Below are 20137 nucleotides of genomic sequence, written 5' to 3'. Positions count from 1 at the left end.
AGATGCGCAAACTGACGGCTTTTATCGCCGGAATAATCTTCGGTATCGGTTTGTTGGCGGCGGGCATGGCCAACCCGGCCAAGGTCCTGGCCTTTCTCGACCTGAGCGGCGCTTGGGATCCTTCGTTGGCGTTTGTGATGGTGGCGGCCATTGGCGTGGCGTTTTTGCCGTTCAGTTGGGCACGGTTTCAACGTAGCAGCCTGCTGGGCGCGCCTATGCAGTTACCGGTCAAGCGTGAGCTGGACCGCCGACTGATCGGCGGCAGCTTGTTGTTTGGTATCGGCTGGGGCATTGCTGGTATTTGCCCAGGGCCGGCTGTGGCAATTTTGCTGACTGGGCGTTGGCAGGTGCTGCTGTTTGTCCTTGCCATGCTCGCCGGCATGCTGCTGTTTGCGCTGTTGCAGCGCCGAACCGCTGCGCGTGAGTCGGCATCCTAAACCTGTATCAGTCTCTCTGGAGGTTCTATGCCAGCCACTATTGAAGCGTTCTTCGATGATGCTACGTCGACCTACAGTTATGTTGTCAGCGACCCTGCCACCGCTCAGTGCGCCATTATCGACTCGGTGTTGGATTATGACGCGGCGGCCGGCCGCACTGACTACAGCAGTGCCGATAAGCTGATCAGCTATGTGCGTGAGCAGTGCCTAAGTGTGCAGTGGTTGCTGGAAACCCATGTGCATGCGGATCACCTCTCGGCTGCGCCTTATCTCAAGGCGGCCCTGGGTGGCCGACTGGCCATTGGTGAGCAGATTCGCGTGGTGCAAAACACGTTCGGCAAGCTGTTTAACGCCGGCAGTGAGTTCGCCACCGATGGTCGCCAGTTTGATGAGTTATTCATGGATGAACAGGCCTTTCAAATCGGCTCCTTGAACGCTCGTGCTATCCACACACCGGGGCATACTCCCGCCTGCATGACGTATTTGATCGGCGATGCTGCGTTTGTCGGCGACACCCTGTTTATGCCCGATTACGGCACCGCGCGTTGCGACTTCCCCGGCGGTGATGCGCGGATCCTGTACCGCTCGATTACCCGATTATTTGCCTTGCCAGCCAGCACCCGGCTGTTTATGTGCCACGATTACCTGGCTCCAGGTCGTGAGCAGCATCGTTACCAAACTACGGTGGCGGAGCAGCGTGCGAACAACGTGCACGTGCATCAGGGCATTGATGAAGACGCGTTTGTTGCCATGCGCGAGGCCCGTGATACGGGCCTGGGCATGCCTGCGCTGATGTTACCGGCAGTGCAGGTGAACATGCGCGCCGGCCACCTGCCGCCCGCCGAAGACAATGGCGTGCGCTACCTCAAGGTACCGTTGAATGCGTTATAAGTGGCCGCTACTCAACACCGTGCGCAACTACGACCGTGGTCAGGCAGGCCGCGATCTATTGGCGGCCTGCCTGATCTGCCTGTTACTGGTGCCGCAAGCCTTGGCCTATGCGCAATTAGCCGGTTTGCCAGCGGTGGCGGGGATGTACGCGAGTATCTTGCCGTTGGTGGTGTATGCGTTGATCGGTGCAAGCCCTGGGGTGGCCATGTCATTCGGGCCGGTGGCGGTCTTGTCACTGATGACCGCGGCGGCATTAGCGCCGATCGCGGTGGCCGGTAGCGAAGCTTACAGTGCGGCCGCGATCGGGCTGACGCTGCTGGTCGGTGCGCTGCTGTTGTTGATGGGGCTGTTGCGCCTGGGCTTTATTGCCAACTTTCTCAGCCATCCAGTGATCTCTGGGTTCGTCAGTGGTGCGGCAGTGCTGATTGCGGTGAGCCAGCTGCGTTATTTACTGGGGGTGTCCGTTGACGGTCTGACCTTGCCGCAGGTGCTTCCCGCGTTATACGCCCAATTGCCGGCGCTACATAAACCGACCCTGCTGCTGGGCGTGGTGAGCTTGGTGGCGCTGGTGGTGTTGCGCAATCTGAGCCTGTTGGGCGTGTCAGTTGCTTGGGCACTGCGGCTGAAGCAGCTCAGTGCCTTGTTGGTGATGCTGTTGGCCATGTCCGTAGGCGGCCTTTTGCAGCTGGAGGCCTATGGGGTCAGAGTTGTGGGGCAGGTCCCGTCGGGGCTGCCGACGTTGGGTTTACCGAACCTGGAGCTGGGCCTGCTACGTGAGCTGCTACCGGCCGCGTTGTTGATTGCTCTGGTGGGGTTTATCGAGTCCATCTCCATTGCTCAAAGCCTGGCTATGCGCAAGCGCCAATTGATCCGCCCTGATCTGGAACTGCTGGGCCAGGGCGCAGCCAATGTGGCCTCGGCCTTTAGCGGCGGGATGCCGGTGGCGGCGAGTTTTTCCCGTTCTGCGGTGGCCCGGCAAAGCAATATGGCTACGCCGCTGGTGGGTATTTTTGCGGCGGGTTTGATGTTGGCCGCGGTGCTCGGCCTGGCCCCGGTATTGCGCCATCTGCCACAGGCGGTATTGGCGGCGAGTATTCTGGTGGCGGTGCTTGGCCTGATTGATGTGCCGACCTTCCGCCACACCTGGCGCTACTCGAAAGCGGAAGGCTGCGCGCAGTTAGCCACCTTCTTCGGCGTGCTGTTACAGGGTGTGGAAGCCGGCATTATGCTCGGCGTCGCCCTGTCACTGTTGCTGTTCCTCTGGCGTACCAGCCGGCCGCATATGGCCGTTGTCGGGCAGGTGCCGGGCAGCCAGCATTTTCGCAATGTGCAGCGCTATGACACAGTGCAGAGCTCGAGTGTGCTGTCGTTGCGGGTTGATGAAAGCCTGTATTTTCCCAACGCACGCTACCTGGAGGCCCGCATCGGCGAGTTGATTGCCGTGAGTCCTGAGGTCCGTCATCTGGTGTTGATGTGCTCAGGGGTCAATCAGATTGATGCCAGTGCGCTGGACGCCCTCGAAGCAATTGCCGAACAGTTGCAAAGTGCCGAGGTGCAGCTGCACCTGTCTGAAGTCAAAGGGCCGGTGATGGATAGGTTGCTGCGTTCGGACTTTCTCGAACGCTTTGGCGGGCAGGTGTTTATCAGCCACTATCAGGCGCTGTGCACGCTAGACCCCGTGTGTGCAGTGCGTGCACTGACGCCGCAATAGCAGGCGCCTAGAGCAGTAGAATGGTCGCCAGGCCAAGAAAGGCAAAGAAGCCGATCACATCAGTGACCGTGGTCAGAATCACGCTGCCGGCCAGCGCGGGATCAATGCCCATGCGGTCGAGCAGGAGCGGAATCCCCCAGCCAGCCAGTGTGGCGCAAAGCAAATTGAGCAGAATGGCGGCGCCGAGCACGGCGCCAATTCCCCAGTTGCCGAACCACAGCACGGCCAGCAAGGCGATCACCACTGACCAGAGCATGCCGTTGAGGATGGAGATGCCCAGTTCGCGGTTGAGCAGAATGCGGATGTTGCCTTTCTGCACCTGCCCTAAGGCCAGGCCGCGGATGACCAACGTCAGGGTTTGGCTGCCGGCGATACCGCCCATGCTGGCCACAATCGGCATCAGCACGGCGAGGGCCACCAGTTGCTCCAATGTCGCCTGAAATAGGCCGATAACCCAGGCGGCGCCGAAGGCCGTGAGCAGGTTAATGCCCAGCCACAGGGCGCGGCGGCGTGCACTAACCAGTACCGGCGCGAAGATGTCGGCCTCATCGTCGAGGCCCGCCATGTGCATCAGGGCGCGGTCGGAGTCTTCGCGAATCAGGTCGATCACATCGTCCACGGTGATACGTCCGAGCAGCCGATTATGCTCATCGACCACCGGCGCGGAGAGCAGATCGTGGTCCTGAAACAATCGGGCCACTTCGTTACCGCTGGTAGTAACGGCAATACCGATGATGTCGTGGTGCATCAACTCGCTGACGCGCTGGTCGAGTTCCGCCGTGACCAACTCGCTCAGGCGCAGGGCGCCTTGGTAGTGGCCTTTACGGTCGACCACCATCAGCAAGTCGGTTTGCGGCGGCAGGCGTTCGAGCAGACGCAGGTAGCGCAACACGGCCCCGGCCTGGACATCGGCGCGCACCTGAATCGGGTCGGCGTTCATCAAGCCGCCGGCCGAATCTTCAGGGTAGGACAGCATCGACTCAAGCTGCTGACGTTGCGCCGTGCTGCTGGCATGCAGTAACTGGTTACCCAGTTTGGCCGGCAAGGCCTGGATCAGGTCGACGCGATCATCCAGTTCGAGCTGGGCTGTGGCAGCGATCAGGTCCTCAGGATCGAGTTCCAGCGCCAGCGCGGTGCGGATCTCGTCATGCAGATAGGTGAGCACTTTGCCCGCGCGCTCGGTCTCGACCATGCTCCAGGCGCGGTTGCGCTCTGCAGGTGGCATGGCTTCCAGCAAGCCGGCGACTTTGGCGGGATGCATACGGTGCAGTAACTTGCCTAACCGCTTGAGTTTGCCCTGGGCCAACGCCTGGCGTACGGCTTCCAGCTGGCTGTTGCCTGGCTCGTCACTGGCGGCAAGGCTGGCCTCGGCAGAATCACCGGCTAACTGCGCCCTGAGGCTAGGGCTCAGGTGATGCAGGGTACGTTCTTCCAGCTCGGGGCCAATCTGCTGCCACAGCGTCAGACGTTGCTCGGTGTCCAGCCGCTCCAGCAGCGCGGCAATTTTTCCGGGGTGCATGCGCGCCAGCAGTTTACGCGCGCGTTTATTCTTGCCGCCGCCCAGCGCCTGAATGATGGCATTGGAGTCGGAGAGGCTGTGTTGGGAGACGTTGTCGCTGGAAGAGGGCAAGGGTGATTTCATGGGTGCGAGAATAACACTCGCACCCTAACGCGGGAATTTGCTTGCGCGCGGGCACCCTCGCCGCTTGCTGATAGGTTGTTAAATGCCCAGCGTAGCCGGGCATCTGCGCTTAGCTGTGCTGCGGCGCGGGTTGCTGTTGGGTGATGCAATGGATGTTACCGCCGCCCAGCAGAATTTCCCGGCCCGGCACCATGACTACGCGGTGCTGCGGGAACAGGCGCTGGAGGATTGCTTCGGCTTCGGCGTCTTTGGGGTCATTAAACGTGGGCGCGATAATGCCGCCGTTGACGATCAGGAAGTTGACGTAAGAGCCGGCCAGGCGGATCGATGGGTCACGCTCCTGAGTGCCTGCGGCCAAGTCGACCCCGGCGCATTCTTCATCGCTGGCATGCAGCGGCCCGGGGATCGGCATCTTGTGCACGATCAGCTGGCGGCCCTTGGCATCACGCGTGCTTTCCAGCACGCGCATGGCGGCCTGGCAGCGCGGGTAATTGGGGTCAGTGGCGTCGTCGGTCCAGGCCAGTAGCACTTCACCCGGGCGTACGTAGCAGCAGAAGTTGTCGACGTGGCCGTCGGTTTCGTCGTTAAACAGGCCGTCTGGCAGCCAGATCACCGTGTCGATGGCCAGATGCTCGGCCAGGTACTGCTCAATCTGCTCGCGGTTCAGGTGCGGATTGCGGTTGGGGTTGAGCAGGCATTCCTCGGTGGTGATCAATGTGCCTTCGCCGTCGACATGGATTGAGCCGCCTTCGAGGATCAACTCATCGGTGCGATAACGCGCGCAGCCTTCGATCTGCAGAATCTTGCGCGCCACCTGATCGTCACGCACCCAGTTGGCGTACAGGCCGCCATTCAGGCCGCCCCAGGCGTTGAACGCCCAGTCCACACCGCGCACTTCGCCGCTGTTATTAGTGACGAAGGTCGGCCCGGTGTCGCGTACCCAGGCGTCGTCGGTGCTGATTTCGACCACGCGGATATTGGCGTGAGCGAGGCGCTCGCAGGCGTTCTCGTACTGGCCGGCGGACACGCCCACGGTGACCGGTTCAAATTCAGCAATCGCCCTGGCCACTGCGCTAAAGGCAGCCTGCGCGGGTTTGCCGCCCAGGCGCCAGTTGTCAGGGCGTTCGGGCCAGACCATCCAGGTTTGGCTGTGGCTCTCCCATTCGGCGGGCATGCGGAAACCGTCGGCGCGAGGGGTAGTGGTCAGGGTTGTCATAGGTTCACCAAAAACATTGAGCAGGGGCGGATGGAGCGAGCGTCGATACCCATCGAGGGTAATGATGGGTATCGACGCTGCGCGTCTCAACCCATCCTACGAGGCGTTTTTACTCGCAGGCCAGATGGCCGTCGAGGGTTTTTAGCGGGCCGTAGAGGTTCGGACGGCGGTCACGGAAGCTGCCCCAGGCGCTGCGGATATGCTCCAGCTGGTCCAGGTCGAAGCTGTGCATTAGCACGGCCTCGTTGGTTTCGTTGGCTTCCTGCACCTTGGCGCCGAATTGGTCGGCGATAAACGACGAGCCATAGAAGTTGATGTGGTAGTCGCCCTGGTCTTCACGGCCGATGCGGTTGCTGGCGATCAGCGGCATCAGGTTGGCTCCGGCGTGACCCTGCTGCACGCGCTGCCAATGGTCGCGCGAGCTGATGCTCGGGTCATGCGGCTCGGTGCCGATGGCGGTCGGGTAGAACAGAATCTCGGCACCGAGCAGCGCCATGCTGCGCGCGCACTCGGGGAACCACTGATCCCAGCAGATGCCCACGCCGATCTTGGCGTAACGGGTGTTCCACACCTTGAAGCCGGTGTCGCCGGGATTGAAGTAGTACTTCTCGTGGTAGCCAGGGCCGTCCGGGATGTGGCTTTTCCGATAAATCCCGAGGTTGCTGCCGTCGGCATCGATGATTGCGATGCTGTTGAAGCGCGCACGGCCGGCCAGTTCATAGAAACTGATCGGCAGTACCACTTGCAGCTCCTTGGCGATTTTCTGGAAGTGCAGGATCGCCGGGTTGCTCTCGGCGGGAGTGGCCAGTTGCAGGTAATCCGGGTTGGGCTTCTGACAGAAGTACGGGGCCTCAAACAGCTCTTGCAGCAGGATGATCTGCGCGCCTTTGGCGGCGGCTTGACGCACCAAACGCTCGGCATTGGCAATATTTGCGGCGGCGTCCCAGGAGCAAGCCATTTGGGTGGCGGCGACGGTAACGATACGGGGCATGGTTTGGCACCTCAAGAGCAGTTGGGGCGGTCATCTGACACTAGCAGAGGCCTGCGACTGTGCCATGCCTCGCGGGCGAGTCATGGCAGTGAGTGGCCTATTTATATCCGATAAAAATCGGCTTTTAAAGCAGAATTTCAGTCTGATAATGATTATTTGTCGATTTATGTCGAATAAAAATCGAATTAACGCGATGCGAGGGGAGTACAGAGCTAAGGCAAGGCGATACGCCGCTGCGCAGCTGAAGGGCCACGGGCGTGCAGGATGTGTGCAGGTGAGGGTAAGGCGAGGGATCAGGCGCTGTAGCGTTTGTGCAGCTCGAATTGCTCGTGGCCGTCGTCCCAGCCGGCTTCCCAGGCGGCAACCAGCACATCGGCGGCGAGTGCACGCGGGGTGTTGGTTTGCCCGGTTAGCCCTGCCATGTAGCCTTGTTGGTAAGCCTTGTTAAGGCTTTCCAGGCTCCAGTGCTGGTCATCTTCCGTGTTGAGGTCGGCGCAGGCCATGGTGGCAGCTCGCAGTGGATATACCTGTGCAATGCTAGCCGCATAGGCCGCGCAGGGCTGCGCCGCTGATCTCGCTTTTGCCACCGCTGGCAGTTTATGTGATGCAGTTGGCGAAATACCGGCCTGGGGGGTAGGCCGGTTATGTTCGCCAGTCGCCTGATTAGTTAGCCGGGGCGAGGATGCTGGCTTGGTAGGCGGCGGCAAAGCAGTCGAAGTCGCCTTCTTCCTGCGCCTCCAGCTCGGCCTGGTTCAGCAACGATTGGGCGGCGCTGGCCTCGAAGGCCGCTTGTTGCTCGGCGCTCAGAGGCTGGCTGCGGAAGTACTCGGCGTGCAGCTTGCTCTGGCGCAAGGCGAACTCGGTAAAGCTCAGGCCTTGCTGTAACTGCGCAAGTACCTGCGCAGACGGCGTCAGGCTGACGTCGTCGACCTTAGCCTGTTGCGCCTGCATGGCCAGCTTGTGGGCGTTGCCACCCTGGCTTTGGTCGAGCAACTCAGCCAGCGGCATGATCTGTTCGAGTAGTTCGCTGGCCCAGGTTTGCAGTGCTACGGGCTGGCCATCACGCTGCAAATGCAGCGCTGGGCGGCGACCCTCTTTGACCACGGCGAGGAAGTTGTCGGTGCAGGCATGGCACTCGGCACTTTCCAGCAGCGGGCTGTCTTGCAGCGTGCAGAACAGCAGGAAGGCGTCGAGGAAGCGCGACTCGGTGAGGTCGATACCCAGCGGCAAGTAGGGGTTGATGTCCAGGCAGCGCACTTCAATGTACTGCACGCCACGGGCCATCAGGGCTTGGATCGGCCGTTCACCGCTATGGGTGACTCGCTTGGGGCGGATATTGGAGTAGTACTCGTTTTCGATCTGCAGGATATGGGTGTTGAGCTGCAACCATTCGCCGTCCTGCTTTGCGCCGATCTCCACATAAGGCGGGTAGGGCGTGCCGACGGCTTGGCGCAGGCTGTCGGTGTAGCTGGTTAGGTCGTTGTAGCACGGAGTCAGGCCAGCTTGGGCATTGCTTTGGTAGCCCAGGTCACTCATGCGCAGGCTGGTGGCGTAAGGCAAGTAGAGTGTCTCGGCGTCCAGCTCCAGCAGCTGATGCGGGTTGCCGCGCATAAAGCCTTTGTGCAGCGCCGGCGAAGCGCCGAACAGGTACATCAGCAGCCAGCTGTAGCGGCGGAAGTTGCGGATCAGGGCGATATAGCGCGCCGACTGATAATCTCGTGCACTGCAGGTATTGCCTTCGGCCTGCTGCTGTAATTGCCACAGCGCTTCCGGCAGCGAGAAGTTGTAGTGGATGCCGGCGATGCATTGCATGGTTTTGCCATAACGCAGGGCCAAGCCTTTGCGGTAGACGTATTTGAGTTCGCCGATGTGCGAGCTGCCGTAACGGGCGATCGGGATCGTCTCTTCGTCCGGCAGGGCGCAGGGCATCGACGGGCTCCACAGGTATTCACCGTCCAGTTTGCTATAGGCAAAACGGTGAATCTGCTCCAGCTCGGCCAGGGTTGCCGCCGGATCGGCTTCGGCTGGGGTGATGAACTCCAGCAGAGATTCGGAGTAATCGGTGGTGATCTGCGTGTGGGTCAGTGCCGAGCCCAATGCAGCCGGGTGCGGGGTCAGCGCGAGCTGGCCGTCCGCATCAACGCGCAGGCATTCGCGCTCGATACCGTGCAGGCACTGGGACAGCAGGGAAAGGTTGGCGCATTCGCCAAGCTGGGCCAGGCGGCGGGAGAACAGGTCGCTCAAGATTGCATTCCTTCACGCATCGGTCGCCTCAATATGGGGGCGCCACACGTGCTCTACAAGGGGGCGAGAAAACCGGATTGAACCGGCCGATAGCGCTTTATAACCCGAGGCGGGCGAGGAGGGTTATAGCTGAGCGCTGCGCTTGTGCGTCAGGGCGACGCGCAGGCCGTAGGGCGAGTATCGGTGCTGCGCACCTCAACCCACCCTACAGGATTGGCGCGAACCTACTTTTTCAGCTGCTTGGCATTGGCAAACAACGCCGCCATGCCGCCACTGGCCGGCGCGGGTTTGTCCTGGCTGGAGTGACGTTCAGTGCGTGGTGCATTGCTGCCCGGTTTGCCGTTGCCGCGTGAGCCGCCACGTGGCCCTTCGACCTTCTCGCCGGGGGTGTCGCCCATGCGCATCGACAGGGCGATGCGGTTACGCGGGATGTCGACTTCCATCACCTTGACCTTGACCACTTCACCGGCCTTGACCGCTTCGTGTGGATCTTTGATGAATTTTTCCGACAGCGCCGAAATGTGCACCAGGCCGTCCTGGTGTACGCCGATATCGACGAAGGCGCCGAAGTTGGTGACGTTGGTTACCACGCCTTCGAGGATCATGCCCAGTTGCAGGTCGTTGAGGGTTTCTACGCCTTCCTGGAACTCGGCGGTCTTGAACTCCGGACGTGGGTCGCGGCCGGGTTTTTCCAGTTCGCTGAGGATGTCGCCGATGGTCACCAGGCCGAACGTGTCGTCGGTGAACTGTTTCGGGTCGAGGCGCTTGAGAAAGCCCGAGTCGCCGATCAACGAGCGGATATCACGACCGGTATCGGCGGCGATGCGCTGCACCAGCGGGTAGGTCTCCGGGTGCACGGCGGAGGCGTCCAGCGGGTTGCTGCCGTTCATCACGCGCAAAAAACCTGCGGCCTGTTCGAAGGTTTTGTCGCCCAGGCGCGGCACCTTGAGCAGCTCGGCACGGCTATTGAACGCGCCGTTGGCATCGCGGAACGCCACGATGTTTTGCGCCAGCGTGCTGTTGAGGCCGGAGATACGTGCCAGCAGGGCGGCGGAGGCGGTGTTCACGTCCACGCCCACCGCGTTTACGCAGTCCTCGACGACTGCATCCAGGCTGCGCGCCAGTTTGAGCTGCGACACATCATGTTGGTACTGGCCAACACCGATGGATTTCGGGTCGATTTTCACCAGCTCAGCCAGCGGGTCCTGCAGGCGGCGGGCGATGGACACGGCGCCGCGCAGCGTCACGTCCATGTCCGGAAATTCTTTGGCGGCCAGTTCCGAGGCGGAATACACCGAGGCACCGGCCTCGCTAACCATGACTTTGGTCAGGTTCAGGCCCGGCAGCTTCTTGATCAGCTCCAAGGCCAGTTTGTCGGTCTCGCGGCTGGCGGTGCCGTTACCGATGGAGATCAAATCGACGGCGTGCTTGGCGCACAGCTTGGCGAGGATCGCCAGGGTGCCGTCCCAGTCATTGCGCGGTGCGTGGGGGTAAACCGTGCTGGTTTCCAAGACTTTGCCGGTGGCATCCACCACAGCGACCTTGCAGCCGGTGCGCAGGCCTGGGTCCAGTGCCAGGGTGGCACGTGGGCCAGCTGGGGCGGCTAGCAGCAGGTCGTGCAGATTGCGCGCGAAAACGTTGATCGCCTCGTCTTCCGCCGCTTCGCGCAGTTCGCCGAACAGGTCGGTTTCCAGGTGGGTGTAGAGCTTGACCTTCCAGGTCCAGCGCACCACTTCGCCCAGCCATTTGTCCGCGGCGCGGCCACGGGCGCTGATGCCGAAGCGCTCGCCGATCATGCCTTCGCAGGGGTGCATGCTGCCTGGCAGCTCATCGCCGACTTTCAGGCTGGCGCTGAGAATACCCTCGTTACGCCCACGGAAGATCGCCAGGGCCCGGTGTGACGGCGCGCCCTTGAGCTTTTCGTCGTGTTCGAAGTAATCGCGGAACTTGGCGCCTTCGTTTTCTTTGCCAGCGACTACGCGGGCGCTGAGAATGGCGTTGTCTTTCAGGTAGCTGCGCAGGCTGGCCAGCAGGTTGGCGTCCTCGGCGAAGCGTTCCATGAGGATGTATTTGGCGCCTTCGAGCACGGTCTTGATGTCGGCAAAGCCTTTTTCCGCATCGATAAAGCGTTCGGCTTCGGTTTCGGGCGTCAGGGTCGGGTCGTTAAACAGTGCGTCAGCCAGCTCGCCGAGACCGGCTTCCAGAGCGATTTGGCCCTTGGTGCGGCGCTTCTGTTTGAACGGCAGATACAAATCTTCCAGGCGGGTCTTGGTTTCGGCCAGGTTGATTTCGCGGCTCAGCTCGGGGGTCAGTTTGCCCTGCTCCTCGATGCTGGCGAGGATGCTGGTGCGGCGCTCGTCCAGCTCGCGCAGGTAGCGCAGGCGTTCTTCCAGGTTGCGCAACTGGGTGTCATCCAGGCTGCCGGTGACCTCTTTACGGTAACGCGCGATAAACGGCACGGTGGAGCCTTCATCGAGCAGCGCTACGGCGGCGGCGACCTGTTGTGGGCGTACGCCCAGTTCTTCGGCGATGCGGTTGTTGATGCTGAGCATATAAAAAGCTACCCACACTGAAACGAAAAACCGGCCACGCAGACCACGGGCCAGACACGAAAGCCGCGCATTATAAACACTGCCCGGCAACGCACCGGGAACCGCTCGGGAAAAATCTGCTAACAATGGGCTGCACGTCGGCTGCGGCTCCTGAGCCATAATGCCGACACTTGCACACCGCCAGCGCGCCCGCGCTCGGTGGGTGCCCGGTCAAGGAGCCCTGAATGAGCAGCACTGCACTTCCTGTTGAAGGCGAAAAAATCCTGATCGTTGACGACGATGCGCGTCTACGCCGCCTGCTTGAGCGCTTCTTTGACGAGCAAGGCTACCGCGTGCGAGCGGTCGAGAACGTCGAGCAGATGGACCGTCTGCTGTCGCGCGAGCTGTTCAATCTGGTGGTGCTCGACCTGATGTTGCCAGGTGAGGACGGCTTGTCTGCCTGCCGCCGCCTGCGCGAATCCAACAACCAAGTGCCGATCATCATGCTCACCGCCAAGGGCGATGAGGCCAGCCGCATTCAAGGGCTGGAATTGGGCGCTGACGATTACCTGGCCAAGCCGTTTAATCCGCGCGAGTTGCTGGCGCGGATCAAGGCCGTGTTGCGCCGCCAGGCTCCGGTCGTACCTGGAGCGCCAGGCGCCGAGGATGAAAGCGTGAGTTTCGGCGAGTACGAACTGTCCCTGGCCACCCGTGAGCTGAAGAAGGGTGATGAGGTGCATATGCTCACCACCGGGGAGTTCGCGGTGCTCAAGGCGCTGGTGCAGCATGCTCGCGAGCCGCTGACCCGCGACAAGCTGATGAACCTGGCCCGCGGCCGCGAGTGGGACGCCCTGGAGCGCTCCATCGATGTGCAGATCTCGCGTCTGCGCCGGCTGATCGAGCCGGACCCGTCCAAACCGCGCTATATCCAGACGGTCTGGGGCGTGGGCTATGTGTTTGTGCCGGATGGCAATAAATAGTGAGGCAGGTGTGAGGCTGCGTTGCTTAACAGTCGCCCAGGTTCTGTTAATGAGCGTTGCGTCTGTTTTGTTGTTCTTAGGGCTGCATGACTCTGCCGTTGTAATCGCGGCGGAGAGAGGGCGGACGCTACGTGACGGCGTGGGCTGGGGTATTGCGGTCTATCTTGCGACCTACATATTTGCCCTGTTGGTGCTGTTGCAAAATGTTGTCGCGTTGTATTGGCCAGCGAAGCGCGTTAGGTCGGCGATACTGGCCTGGTTGGTTTTCGCCATGGCTCTCACGGCACTGTTCAATCCATTCGGTTCTTGGGCTCACCCATACCGCTTCATGCTCTTGCTGTTATGTGCTGCGATAGGCTTTTTCTTGTCGTGGATGGGCCAAAGCCTATGGCATCTCTGGCGACAGCGCTGTCTCTCCGACTCGCCGGTAGGCTGATCAATGAAAACCCCCCTCTGGTTCCCGCAAAGTTTCTTCGCCCGCACGCTGTGGCTGGTGTTGATCGTGGTGCTGTTCTCCAAGGCGCTGACCCTGGTTTACCTGATGATGAACGAGGACGTGCTGGTCGACCGCCAGTACAGCCACGGTGCAGCGTTGACCCTGCGCGCCTACTGGGCGGCGGACCTAGAAGACCGCGCCACCATTGCCGAGGCGGCAGGGCTGACGCGGGTGCCGCATGAGCAGGTGCCGGCTACCGAGCAGCACTGGCCTTACAGCGAGATTTTCTCCCGGCAAATGCAAACCGAGCTGGGGCCGCAAACCGAGGTGCGGGTGCGTGCCAAGAGCCCGCCGGCGCTGTGGGTGCATGCGCCGGCATTGGGTGATGACTGGCTGCGGGTACCGTTGTATCCGCATCCGCTGCGCGGCCAACGTATCTGGAGTGTGCTCGGCTGGTTCCTCGCCATTGGCCTGCTGTCGACGGCGGCGGCGTGGATTTTCGTTCGTCAGCTCAGTGCGCCACTCAAGCGCCTGGTATTCGCCGCCCGGCAGATCGGTAAAGGGCGGAGCGTGCGCCTGCCAGTCAGCGATACGCCGAGTGAGATGGCCGAGGTGTACCGGGCGTTTAACCAGATGGCTGAGGACGTCGAACAAGCCGCGCGCGAGCGTGAGCTGATGCTCGCCGGGGTGTCGCATGACCTGCGTACGCCGCTGACCCGTCTGCGCCTGTCCATGGAGTTCCTGCACACCGACTCTGAATTGACCGAAGATATGGTGCGCGATATCGAGGACATGGACGCGATCCTCGATCAGTTCCTGGCCTTTATCCGCGACGGGCGTGACGAACCGCTGGAACAGCTCGATCTGCTCGAACTGATTCGTGAGGTGGTCGCGCCCTACAACCAGAAGCAGGAAATGGTGCGCCTGTGCCTAGAGCCTGTGCCGGTCTTTCCGCTGCGCCGGGTGTCGCTCAAGCGCCTGCTGGTCAACCTGATCGAGAACGCCCTGCGCTACGGCGGCAATGCCGTAGAAGTGGCAGTTTCCCTGGCGGGTGATCACAGCGCACCTTACGTCGTACTCAGCGTACTGGACCGCGGCGCGGGCATTGCCCCCGCCGAGCTGGGCAGCATCATCAATCCTTTTATCCGTGGCGACCGTGCCCGCGGCGGACAGGGTGCTGGGTTGGGGTTGGCCATCGTCAAGCGCATCGCTGCGCTGCATGGCGGCAGTGTCGAGCTGCGCAACCGTTCTGGCGGCGGGCTGGAGGCGCGGGTGTGTCTGCCATTGGGGCTGTTGCTACCGCGCGACGCGGCCTAGCGCGCACGGCATACTGTTGTCACGACGCTGAACTATGCTTTATCAGCGCGATGACATGAGGTCAGCATGCCTGCAGTTCCCCACCGTCTTCCTCTATGGACTTGGCTGCTGCCGCTGCCATTACTCCATCTGACCACCTGGCTTTCCCTGGCGTCTCAGTTCGCCGATGGGGCTGCGCTCTGGTATCCGCCATTTGCGCTGGCGCTGGTCTTGACCCTGTGGTGGGGCCCGCGGGTGCTGCTGGCAGTGCACCTCAATGCCATGTTGTCCACTCCGCTCTGGGGCCTGGAGTGGCAGTGGGCTCCGCTTTATGCCCTGCCAGAAACCCTCGGCGTAGCGTTGGCCTGGCTGCTGCTGCGGTTGCGACCATTTGATCCGGCCTTGCCCGACCTCAGCCATTTACTGCGCTTTGTGCCGCTTGGGGTGTTGGTGCCGGTTATTCCCATGGCGCTGGGGGTGCAAGGTAATCTCTGGTTGTCGGGGCACGCGACGCTGCAGAGTTTTTCCTCGGGCAGCGTGACGTTGTGGCTGGCCGATAGCCTGACGACGTTAGCCATCGCCACCCCCATGCTGGTTTACCTGACGCCCTGGATGCGTCGTCGCAGCTGGTTAGCCGCGCCGGTACTCAGTGGGTGCGAGCAGGTGCCCGAGGCACTGCGCCAGTTACCGCCCTGGCCGCTGCTGTTGCTATTGCTACTTGGCTTGCCCTGGCTGCTTGGTTCACTGCCGCTGATCTTAAATTTGCCGCTGGTGGGCGTGATGATGCTCGCCCTGGCGCTGGTGTGGGGTTTTGCCGGCGGCCTGTGCGGTGCGGTGTTGAGCGTGACGATTGTATTGATTCTGCCGTTGCTGCGCGGCCAGGGGGACTCCGAGGCCTGGCTCGACCCGCAGCGCTTGGAGCTGCACTTCAGTGTGCTGCTGTTTATGCTCGCCACCTTGCTGGTGGGGCGCAGCCTGAGTGACCTGCGACAGGCGCTGGCGCGCAGTGCGCAGATGCAGCAGCAATTGGCGCTGGCCAATCTGGCGCTGGAAGCCAGCCCGTTAGGCGTGATCATCGCCGATGCCCGCCAGCCCGCTTTACCCCTGATTTACTGCAACCCGGCCTTCGAGCAGATTACCGGCTACAGCCGTGAAGAGACCGTGGGTAACAACTGGAACTTTCTGCTCCGTGATGACCAGCAACAACAGGGCCTTAGCCGCTTGCAGCAGGCGGTGCGCGAAGGCATCGGTTGCGATGTGGTGTTGCGCAGTTACCGCAAGAACGGCCAGCAGTTTTGGAATGAGTTTACCCTCGCGCCCATGCGTGACGACCAAGGCATCAGCCATTTTGTGGCCCTGCAGAGCGATGTGACGGCGCGCGAGCAACTGGCGACCCAGGTGCGCTCACAGAGTGATGAGCTGCTTAAGCAGAGCTACCTGTTCAGCCAAACCGAGCACATTGCCAACCTGGGTGGGTGGGTGCTGAACGTGGCCGACAAGAGCATGGACTGGAGTGCTGGTTGCTTTCGAATTTATGAGTTGGATCCAAAAAACGGTGCGCCTGACATGGATGGCGCCTTGAGTTATCTGGATGCCAGCGGCCGTGTACTGTCTGAGAAAACATTGCAGCAGTTGATTGATGGCCTTGAGCAATTTGATATCGAAGTACGTTTGTTAACCGCCAAGGGTAAAAGCCGTTGGCTGCGTATTCGCGGCATCGCCGAGCGCGATGGTGCGGAGTTGGTACGGGTGTATGGGGCGTTGCAGGATGTCAGCGCACGTAAATACGCCGAGCAACAATTGCGTGAGCGTGATGAACGATTACAGCTGTTCTTCGAAGCGCCGTTGATTGGCATGGCCCTGACCAGCCAGAGCTTTGCCTGGGAGGAGGTCAACGACAAGCTGTGCAGCATCCTCGGGCGCAGCCGCGAAGAGTTGCTGGCGTGCACCTGGGAAACACTGTCGCTGGAAGATGATTTGCAGGTTGAGCATTCGTTGCTTGATCAGGTACTGAGCGGCAGCCGAGAAGGTTTCGAGTTGGAAAAACGCTTTCGCCGCCCCGACGACAGCCTGGTGCACGCGCGTGTCAGTTTGCGCGTGGTGCGCCACAGTAACGGGCGGGTGCGCATGTTCCTGCTACTGGTCGAGGACATCAGCGAGCGTTTGCAGGCCGAGGCGCGCTACCGCACCATCGTCGAGCATGCGCCCGAGGCCATCATGCTGTTTGACCTCAACGGCAACCTGATGGAGTGCAATGAGAACGCCCTGCGCCTGCTGCGCTACAGCCGTGAGGAGATAGCCAGCAAGCGGGTGTTTGACCTCAGCCCGAGCAAACAGGCCGATGGCCAATTGACCGCTGAGCTTGGCGAAGTCTATCTGCGCCGGGCGCTGGCGGGTGAAGCCCCGGTATTTGAGTGGCTACACCGTGACAGCGCGGGCCGGCAAATACCCTGCGAGGTGCGCCTAGTGCGTATGCCCGGTGAGCCGGTGCTGATTCGCGGCAGTGTCACTGATATTTCCGAGCGCCAGCGTTATCAGCGCGAAATCGAACGGCTGGCCTTCAGTGACGAGCTGACCGGTTTGCCCAACCGTCGCTTGTTGCTCGACCGCCTGCAGCATGCAATGGACCGCGAGCAGCGCGAAAACACCTTGGGCGCGCTGCTGTTTATCGACCTGGATCACTTCAAAACGGTTAACGACAGCCTCGGCCATCTGGTTGGCGACAGCCTTCTGCGTGAAGTCACCACGCGCCTGGCCAGTGGTTTACGCGCCGAAGACACGTTGGCGCGGATGGGCGGCGATGAATTTGTGGTGCTGCTCGAAGGGCTCGACAGTAACCCGCAGCTGGCCGCCAAAGCGGCCGCGCGCACGGCGGAAAAACTGCTGAAAAGTCTGGTAGGCGCCTGCTGGGTGGATGGTCATGAGCTGTCGATTAGCGCCAGCATTGGCATCGCCTTGCACCCCTTCGGCGCGCAGGTGGCCTCTGATGTGCTCAAACAGGCGGATACCGCCATGTACCGGGCCAAGCAGGGCGGACGCAATGCCCTGCACTTCTTTGCGCCAGAGATGCAGGCCGCCATCGATCAACGCCTGCAATTGCAAAGCGAGCTGCGCCAAGCGGTGCAGCGTAACCAGCTGTGCCTGGTGTTCCAGCCGCAGCTGGCGCTGAGCAACGAACGCGTGACTGGGGCTGAGGTGCTGTTGCGCTGGGTGCACCCGGATCGGGGGGAAATCATGCCCGGTGATTTTATTCCGCTGGCGGAAGAAACCGGGTTGATCGAAGAGCTGGGTACTTGGGTCTTGGAGCAGGCCTGTGCTGCGCTGGCGCGCTGGTTACCGCAATGGCCGCAGATGATGTTGGCGGTCAACCTCAGCCCGCGTGAGCTGCGTCAGCGCAGTTGTGTGGCGCGCATCAGTGAGTGCCTGCAACGCCATCAAGTGCCGGCCACGGCGCTGGAACTTGAGATCACCGAAGGTGTGCTGCTGGAGGACGTTGAGCAGTGCATCAGCAATATGCAGGCGCTCAAGACGTTGGGCGTGCGTTTCGCCATCGATGATTTCGGCACCGGCTATTCCTCGCTGACCTACCTCAAACGCCTGCCACTGGATCGCTTGAAGATCGATCGCAGTTTTACCTGGGACATGGACGGTGAGGACGGTAGCGGCCTGATGTTGGTGCAAACCATCCTAGTGATCGCCCGTAATCTGGGCCTTGAATGCATTGCCGAAGGCATCGAAAGCCAGTGGCAGCTTGATTGTCTGCGTGAGCATGGCTGCTCACTGGGGCAGGGTTATCACTTCAGCCGACCGTTGCGGGAGGCGGATTTCATGACCTGGATGCAACAGCATCAGCTATAGGTTTGAGTCTGCGTTTCGGCATCCTTGCTCTGTGTTCGTCTATAGCCGGCTCAGCCCTTGCCCTTGGTTCGCGTCAGGTGTGGGCCGCCGTTTTTTTCGATGTACTGAATAATCATCCCGGCGACATCTTTGCCGGTGGTGGTTTCGATGCCTTCCAGGCCCGGAGATGAGTTCACCTCCATCACCAGCGGGCCATGGTTGGAGCGCAGAATGTCCACGCCCGCCACGCTCAAACCCATGACCTTGGCGGCGCGAATGGCGGTCATGCGCTCTTCCGGGGTGATCTTGATCAGGCTGGCGCTGCCGCCGCGATGCAGGTTGGAGCGAAATTCGCCGGGCTTGGCCTGACGCTTCATCGCCGCAATCACCTTGTCGCCGATGACCAAACAGCGGATATCCGCGCCGCCAGCCTCCTTGATGTATTCCTGAACCATGATGTTCTGCTTAAGGCCCATAAAGGCCTCGATCACCGACTCGGCAGCCTGCTGGGTTTCGCACAGCACCACGCCGATGCCTTGGGTGCCCTCCAGCAGTTTGATGATCAGAGGCGCGCCGTTAACCATGTCGATCAGGTCGGCGATGTCATCCGGGGAGTGGGCGAAGCCGGTTACTGGCAGACCTATGCCGCGCCGCGAGAGTAGTTGCAGTGAACGCAGTTTGTCGCGTGAGCGGCTGATGGCCACCGACTCGTTGAGCGGGAACACGCCCATCATCTCGAACTGGCGCAGTACGGCGCAGCCGTAGAAGGTTACCGACGCGCCTATACGCGGAATCACCGCATCGAAACCCTCCAGCGGCTTACCGCGATAGTGGATCTGCGGCTTGTGGCTGGCGATGTTCATGTAAGAGCGTAGGGTATCGACCACCACCATTTCGTGGCCCCGTGCCTGACCGGCTTCGACCAGGCGTCGGGTGGAATACAGGCGCGGGTTGCGCGACAGCACGGCGATCTTCATTGGGCACCAGAAAGGTCAGCAAGGGTGGGTTTGTTCTGCACATAAGTCAGTGCCGGGTTGACCAACAACTGCCCATCGACCAAGGCTTTGGAGCCAAGCAATACGCGGTAGCGCATGGTCTTGCGGCACGTTAGGGTGAACTCCACCGGCCACTCGCGCTCACCCAAGGTCAGGAGGGTGCGGATTACATAGCGTGACTGCGTGTGGCCATTGGAACTCTTGATGGATTTGACCGAAACCAGTTGCGCTTCACAACGATGGCGGCGTTGCACCAAGGTGCCAATGTGCGCGGTAAAACGCACCCAGGGTTCACCATCACGGTCGAACGGCTGGATATCGCTGGCGTGCAAGCAGGAAGTGCTGGCCCCGGTATCAATCTTGGCCCGCAGGCCGACCATGCCCAATTCCGGCAGATTGATCCATTCACGCAGGCCGATTACGCCAAGTTGGTCAAAAGTTTTCAAAGGTAAGCGGTTCTCCAGATGTTGCGGGCATTCTAGACAGGTCGAGTGACAACCGCATCACTACGCTGCGACCAATCCAAAAGGATTTGTCAGGTCAGAGTTAATAGAATATAAGCATTTAACTCATTGGTTAAATGAACTATTCGATGATGACTGCAGACCGCGTTTTTGAAGCGTTGGCGTCTACGCCGCGCCGACAGATATTGGCTTTCCTCTCGGCCCAAAAGTTGACGGCTGGAGAGATCGCGAGCCGCTTTGAAATGAGTGCTCCGGCGATCTCTCGACATCTGTCGATTCTCGCAGCCGCCGGCTTGGTAGTTAGTGAGCGCAAGGGGCAGTTTCTGCTCTATCGGCTTAATCCGGACAGTCTGCTTAATACCCTTCTTGGCTTTGCCTTTGAAGTCTGCCCCACGGGCAGTCAGTTGAAGCGTGAAGGCGAGGACTTGAGTAAAAAATAATCTACTGCGGCCGTTCAGGCCGAGAG

Annotated in this window: 15 protein-coding genes; 7 read left to right on the top strand and 8 right to left on the bottom strand. The window is 61.0% G+C overall.

Annotated features, from left to right (window positions below; translation table 11 throughout):
- The first annotated feature begins 2 nt into the window (after positions 1–2).
- From D8779_RS06185 to D8779_RS06175, 3 genes are read left to right on the top strand one after another with little or no spacing between them, the layout of a single operon-like run.
- Entirely contained in the window at positions 3–437 is a 435-nt protein-coding gene (locus tag D8779_RS06185) for a DUF6691 family protein (protein ID WP_136663565.1), read from the top strand.
- 27 nt (positions 438–464) lie between these two features.
- Positions 465–1328, top strand: a complete 864-nt coding sequence (locus D8779_RS06180; protein WP_136663564.1) for an MBL fold metallo-hydrolase — start codon at positions 465–467, stop codon at positions 1326–1328.
- Positions 1318–3039, top strand: a complete 1722-nt coding sequence (locus D8779_RS06175) for a SulP family inorganic anion transporter (protein WP_136663563.1) — start codon at positions 1318–1320, stop codon at positions 3037–3039. Before D8779_RS06180 ends, D8779_RS06175 begins: the two co-directional genes overlap by 11 nt.
- 7 nt (positions 3040–3046) lie before the next feature.
- Here the strand turns inward: D8779_RS06175 and mgtE are convergent, their stop codons facing one another.
- From mgtE to D8779_RS06145, 6 genes are all read right to left on the bottom strand, one after another.
- Positions 3047–4669 carry a magnesium transporter gene (mgtE, locus tag D8779_RS06170; protein WP_240789687.1) on the bottom strand — a complete coding sequence of 541 codons (1623 nt, stop codon included), beginning with the start codon at positions 4667–4669 and terminating at the stop codon, positions 3047–3049.
- A gap of 121 nt (positions 4670–4790) precedes the next feature.
- On the bottom strand, positions 4791–5897 hold the full coding sequence (aguA, locus tag D8779_RS06165; protein WP_136663562.1) for an agmatine deiminase: 1107 nt from the start codon (positions 5895–5897) through the stop codon (positions 4791–4793).
- A gap of 109 nt (positions 5898–6006) precedes the next feature.
- Positions 6007–6888 carry an N-carbamoylputrescine amidase gene (gene aguB, locus D8779_RS06160; protein ID WP_136663561.1) on the bottom strand — a complete coding sequence of 294 codons (882 nt, stop codon included), beginning with the start codon at positions 6886–6888 and terminating at the stop codon, positions 6007–6009.
- 293 nt (positions 6889–7181) lie between these two features.
- Positions 7182–7391 carry a ribosome modulation factor gene (rmf, locus tag D8779_RS06155; RefSeq protein ID WP_136663560.1) on the bottom strand — a complete coding sequence of 70 codons (210 nt, stop codon included), beginning with the start codon at positions 7389–7391 and terminating at the stop codon, positions 7182–7184.
- 160 nt (positions 7392–7551) lie between these two features.
- Positions 7552–9132 (bottom strand): glutamate--cysteine ligase, encoded by a 1581-nt coding sequence (gene gshA, locus D8779_RS06150; RefSeq protein WP_136663559.1) that lies wholly within the window; start codon positions 9130–9132, stop codon positions 7552–7554.
- A gap of 224 nt (positions 9133–9356) precedes the next feature.
- A complete protein-coding gene (locus D8779_RS06145; protein WP_136663558.1) occupies positions 9357–11684 on the bottom strand; it encodes a Tex family protein in 2328 nt (775 codons plus the stop codon).
- Between the two features lie 224 nt (positions 11685–11908).
- Between D8779_RS06145 and ompR the strand changes: the two genes are divergently transcribed.
- From ompR to D8779_RS06130, 3 genes are all read left to right on the top strand, one after another.
- Positions 11909–12643, top strand: a complete 735-nt coding sequence (gene ompR, locus D8779_RS06140) for an osmolarity response regulator transcription factor OmpR (RefSeq protein WP_136663557.1) — start codon at positions 11909–11911, stop codon at positions 12641–12643.
- 439 nt (positions 12644–13082) lie between these two features.
- Positions 13083–14396 carry an ATP-binding protein gene (locus D8779_RS06135; RefSeq protein WP_136663556.1) on the top strand — a complete coding sequence of 438 codons (1314 nt, stop codon included), beginning with the start codon at positions 13083–13085 and terminating at the stop codon, positions 14394–14396.
- A 66-nt stretch (positions 14397–14462) separates the two neighbouring features.
- Positions 14463–18233, top strand: a complete 3771-nt coding sequence (locus D8779_RS06130) for a bifunctional diguanylate cyclase/phosphodiesterase (protein WP_136663555.1) — start codon at positions 14463–14465, stop codon at positions 18231–18233.
- Between the two features lie 50 nt (positions 18234–18283).
- On the opposite strand, the gene rimK is transcribed toward D8779_RS06130, so the two are convergent.
- Together rimK and rimB are read right to left on the bottom strand one after the other, a co-directional pair.
- Positions 18284–19189 carry a 30S ribosomal protein S6--L-glutamate ligase gene (gene rimK / locus D8779_RS06125; RefSeq protein WP_136663554.1) on the bottom strand — a complete coding sequence of 302 codons (906 nt, stop codon included), beginning with the start codon at positions 19187–19189 and terminating at the stop codon, positions 18284–18286.
- Positions 19186–19653, bottom strand: coding sequence for a retropepsin-like aspartic endopeptidase RimB (gene rimB / locus D8779_RS06120; protein ID WP_136663553.1), 468 nt, complete (start codon positions 19651–19653; stop codon positions 19186–19188). The genes rimK and rimB overlap by 4 nt, the downstream gene beginning before the upstream one ends.
- 146 nt (positions 19654–19799) lie before the next feature.
- Between rimB and D8779_RS06115 the strand changes: the two genes are divergently transcribed.
- On the top strand, positions 19800–20111 hold the full coding sequence (locus tag D8779_RS06115; protein WP_240789686.1) for a metalloregulator ArsR/SmtB family transcription factor: 312 nt from the start codon (positions 19800–19802) through the stop codon (positions 20109–20111).
- The last annotated feature ends 26 nt before the right edge of the window (positions 20112–20137 follow it).

The sequence above is a fragment of the Pseudomonas leptonychotis genome (assembly GCF_004920405.1).
Lineage (GTDB): Bacteria > Pseudomonadota > Gammaproteobacteria > Pseudomonadales > Pseudomonadaceae > Aquipseudomonas > Aquipseudomonas leptonychotis.
Note: the sequence above shows the minus strand (reverse complement) of the source record. Positions and strands in the feature narration are given on the sequence as shown.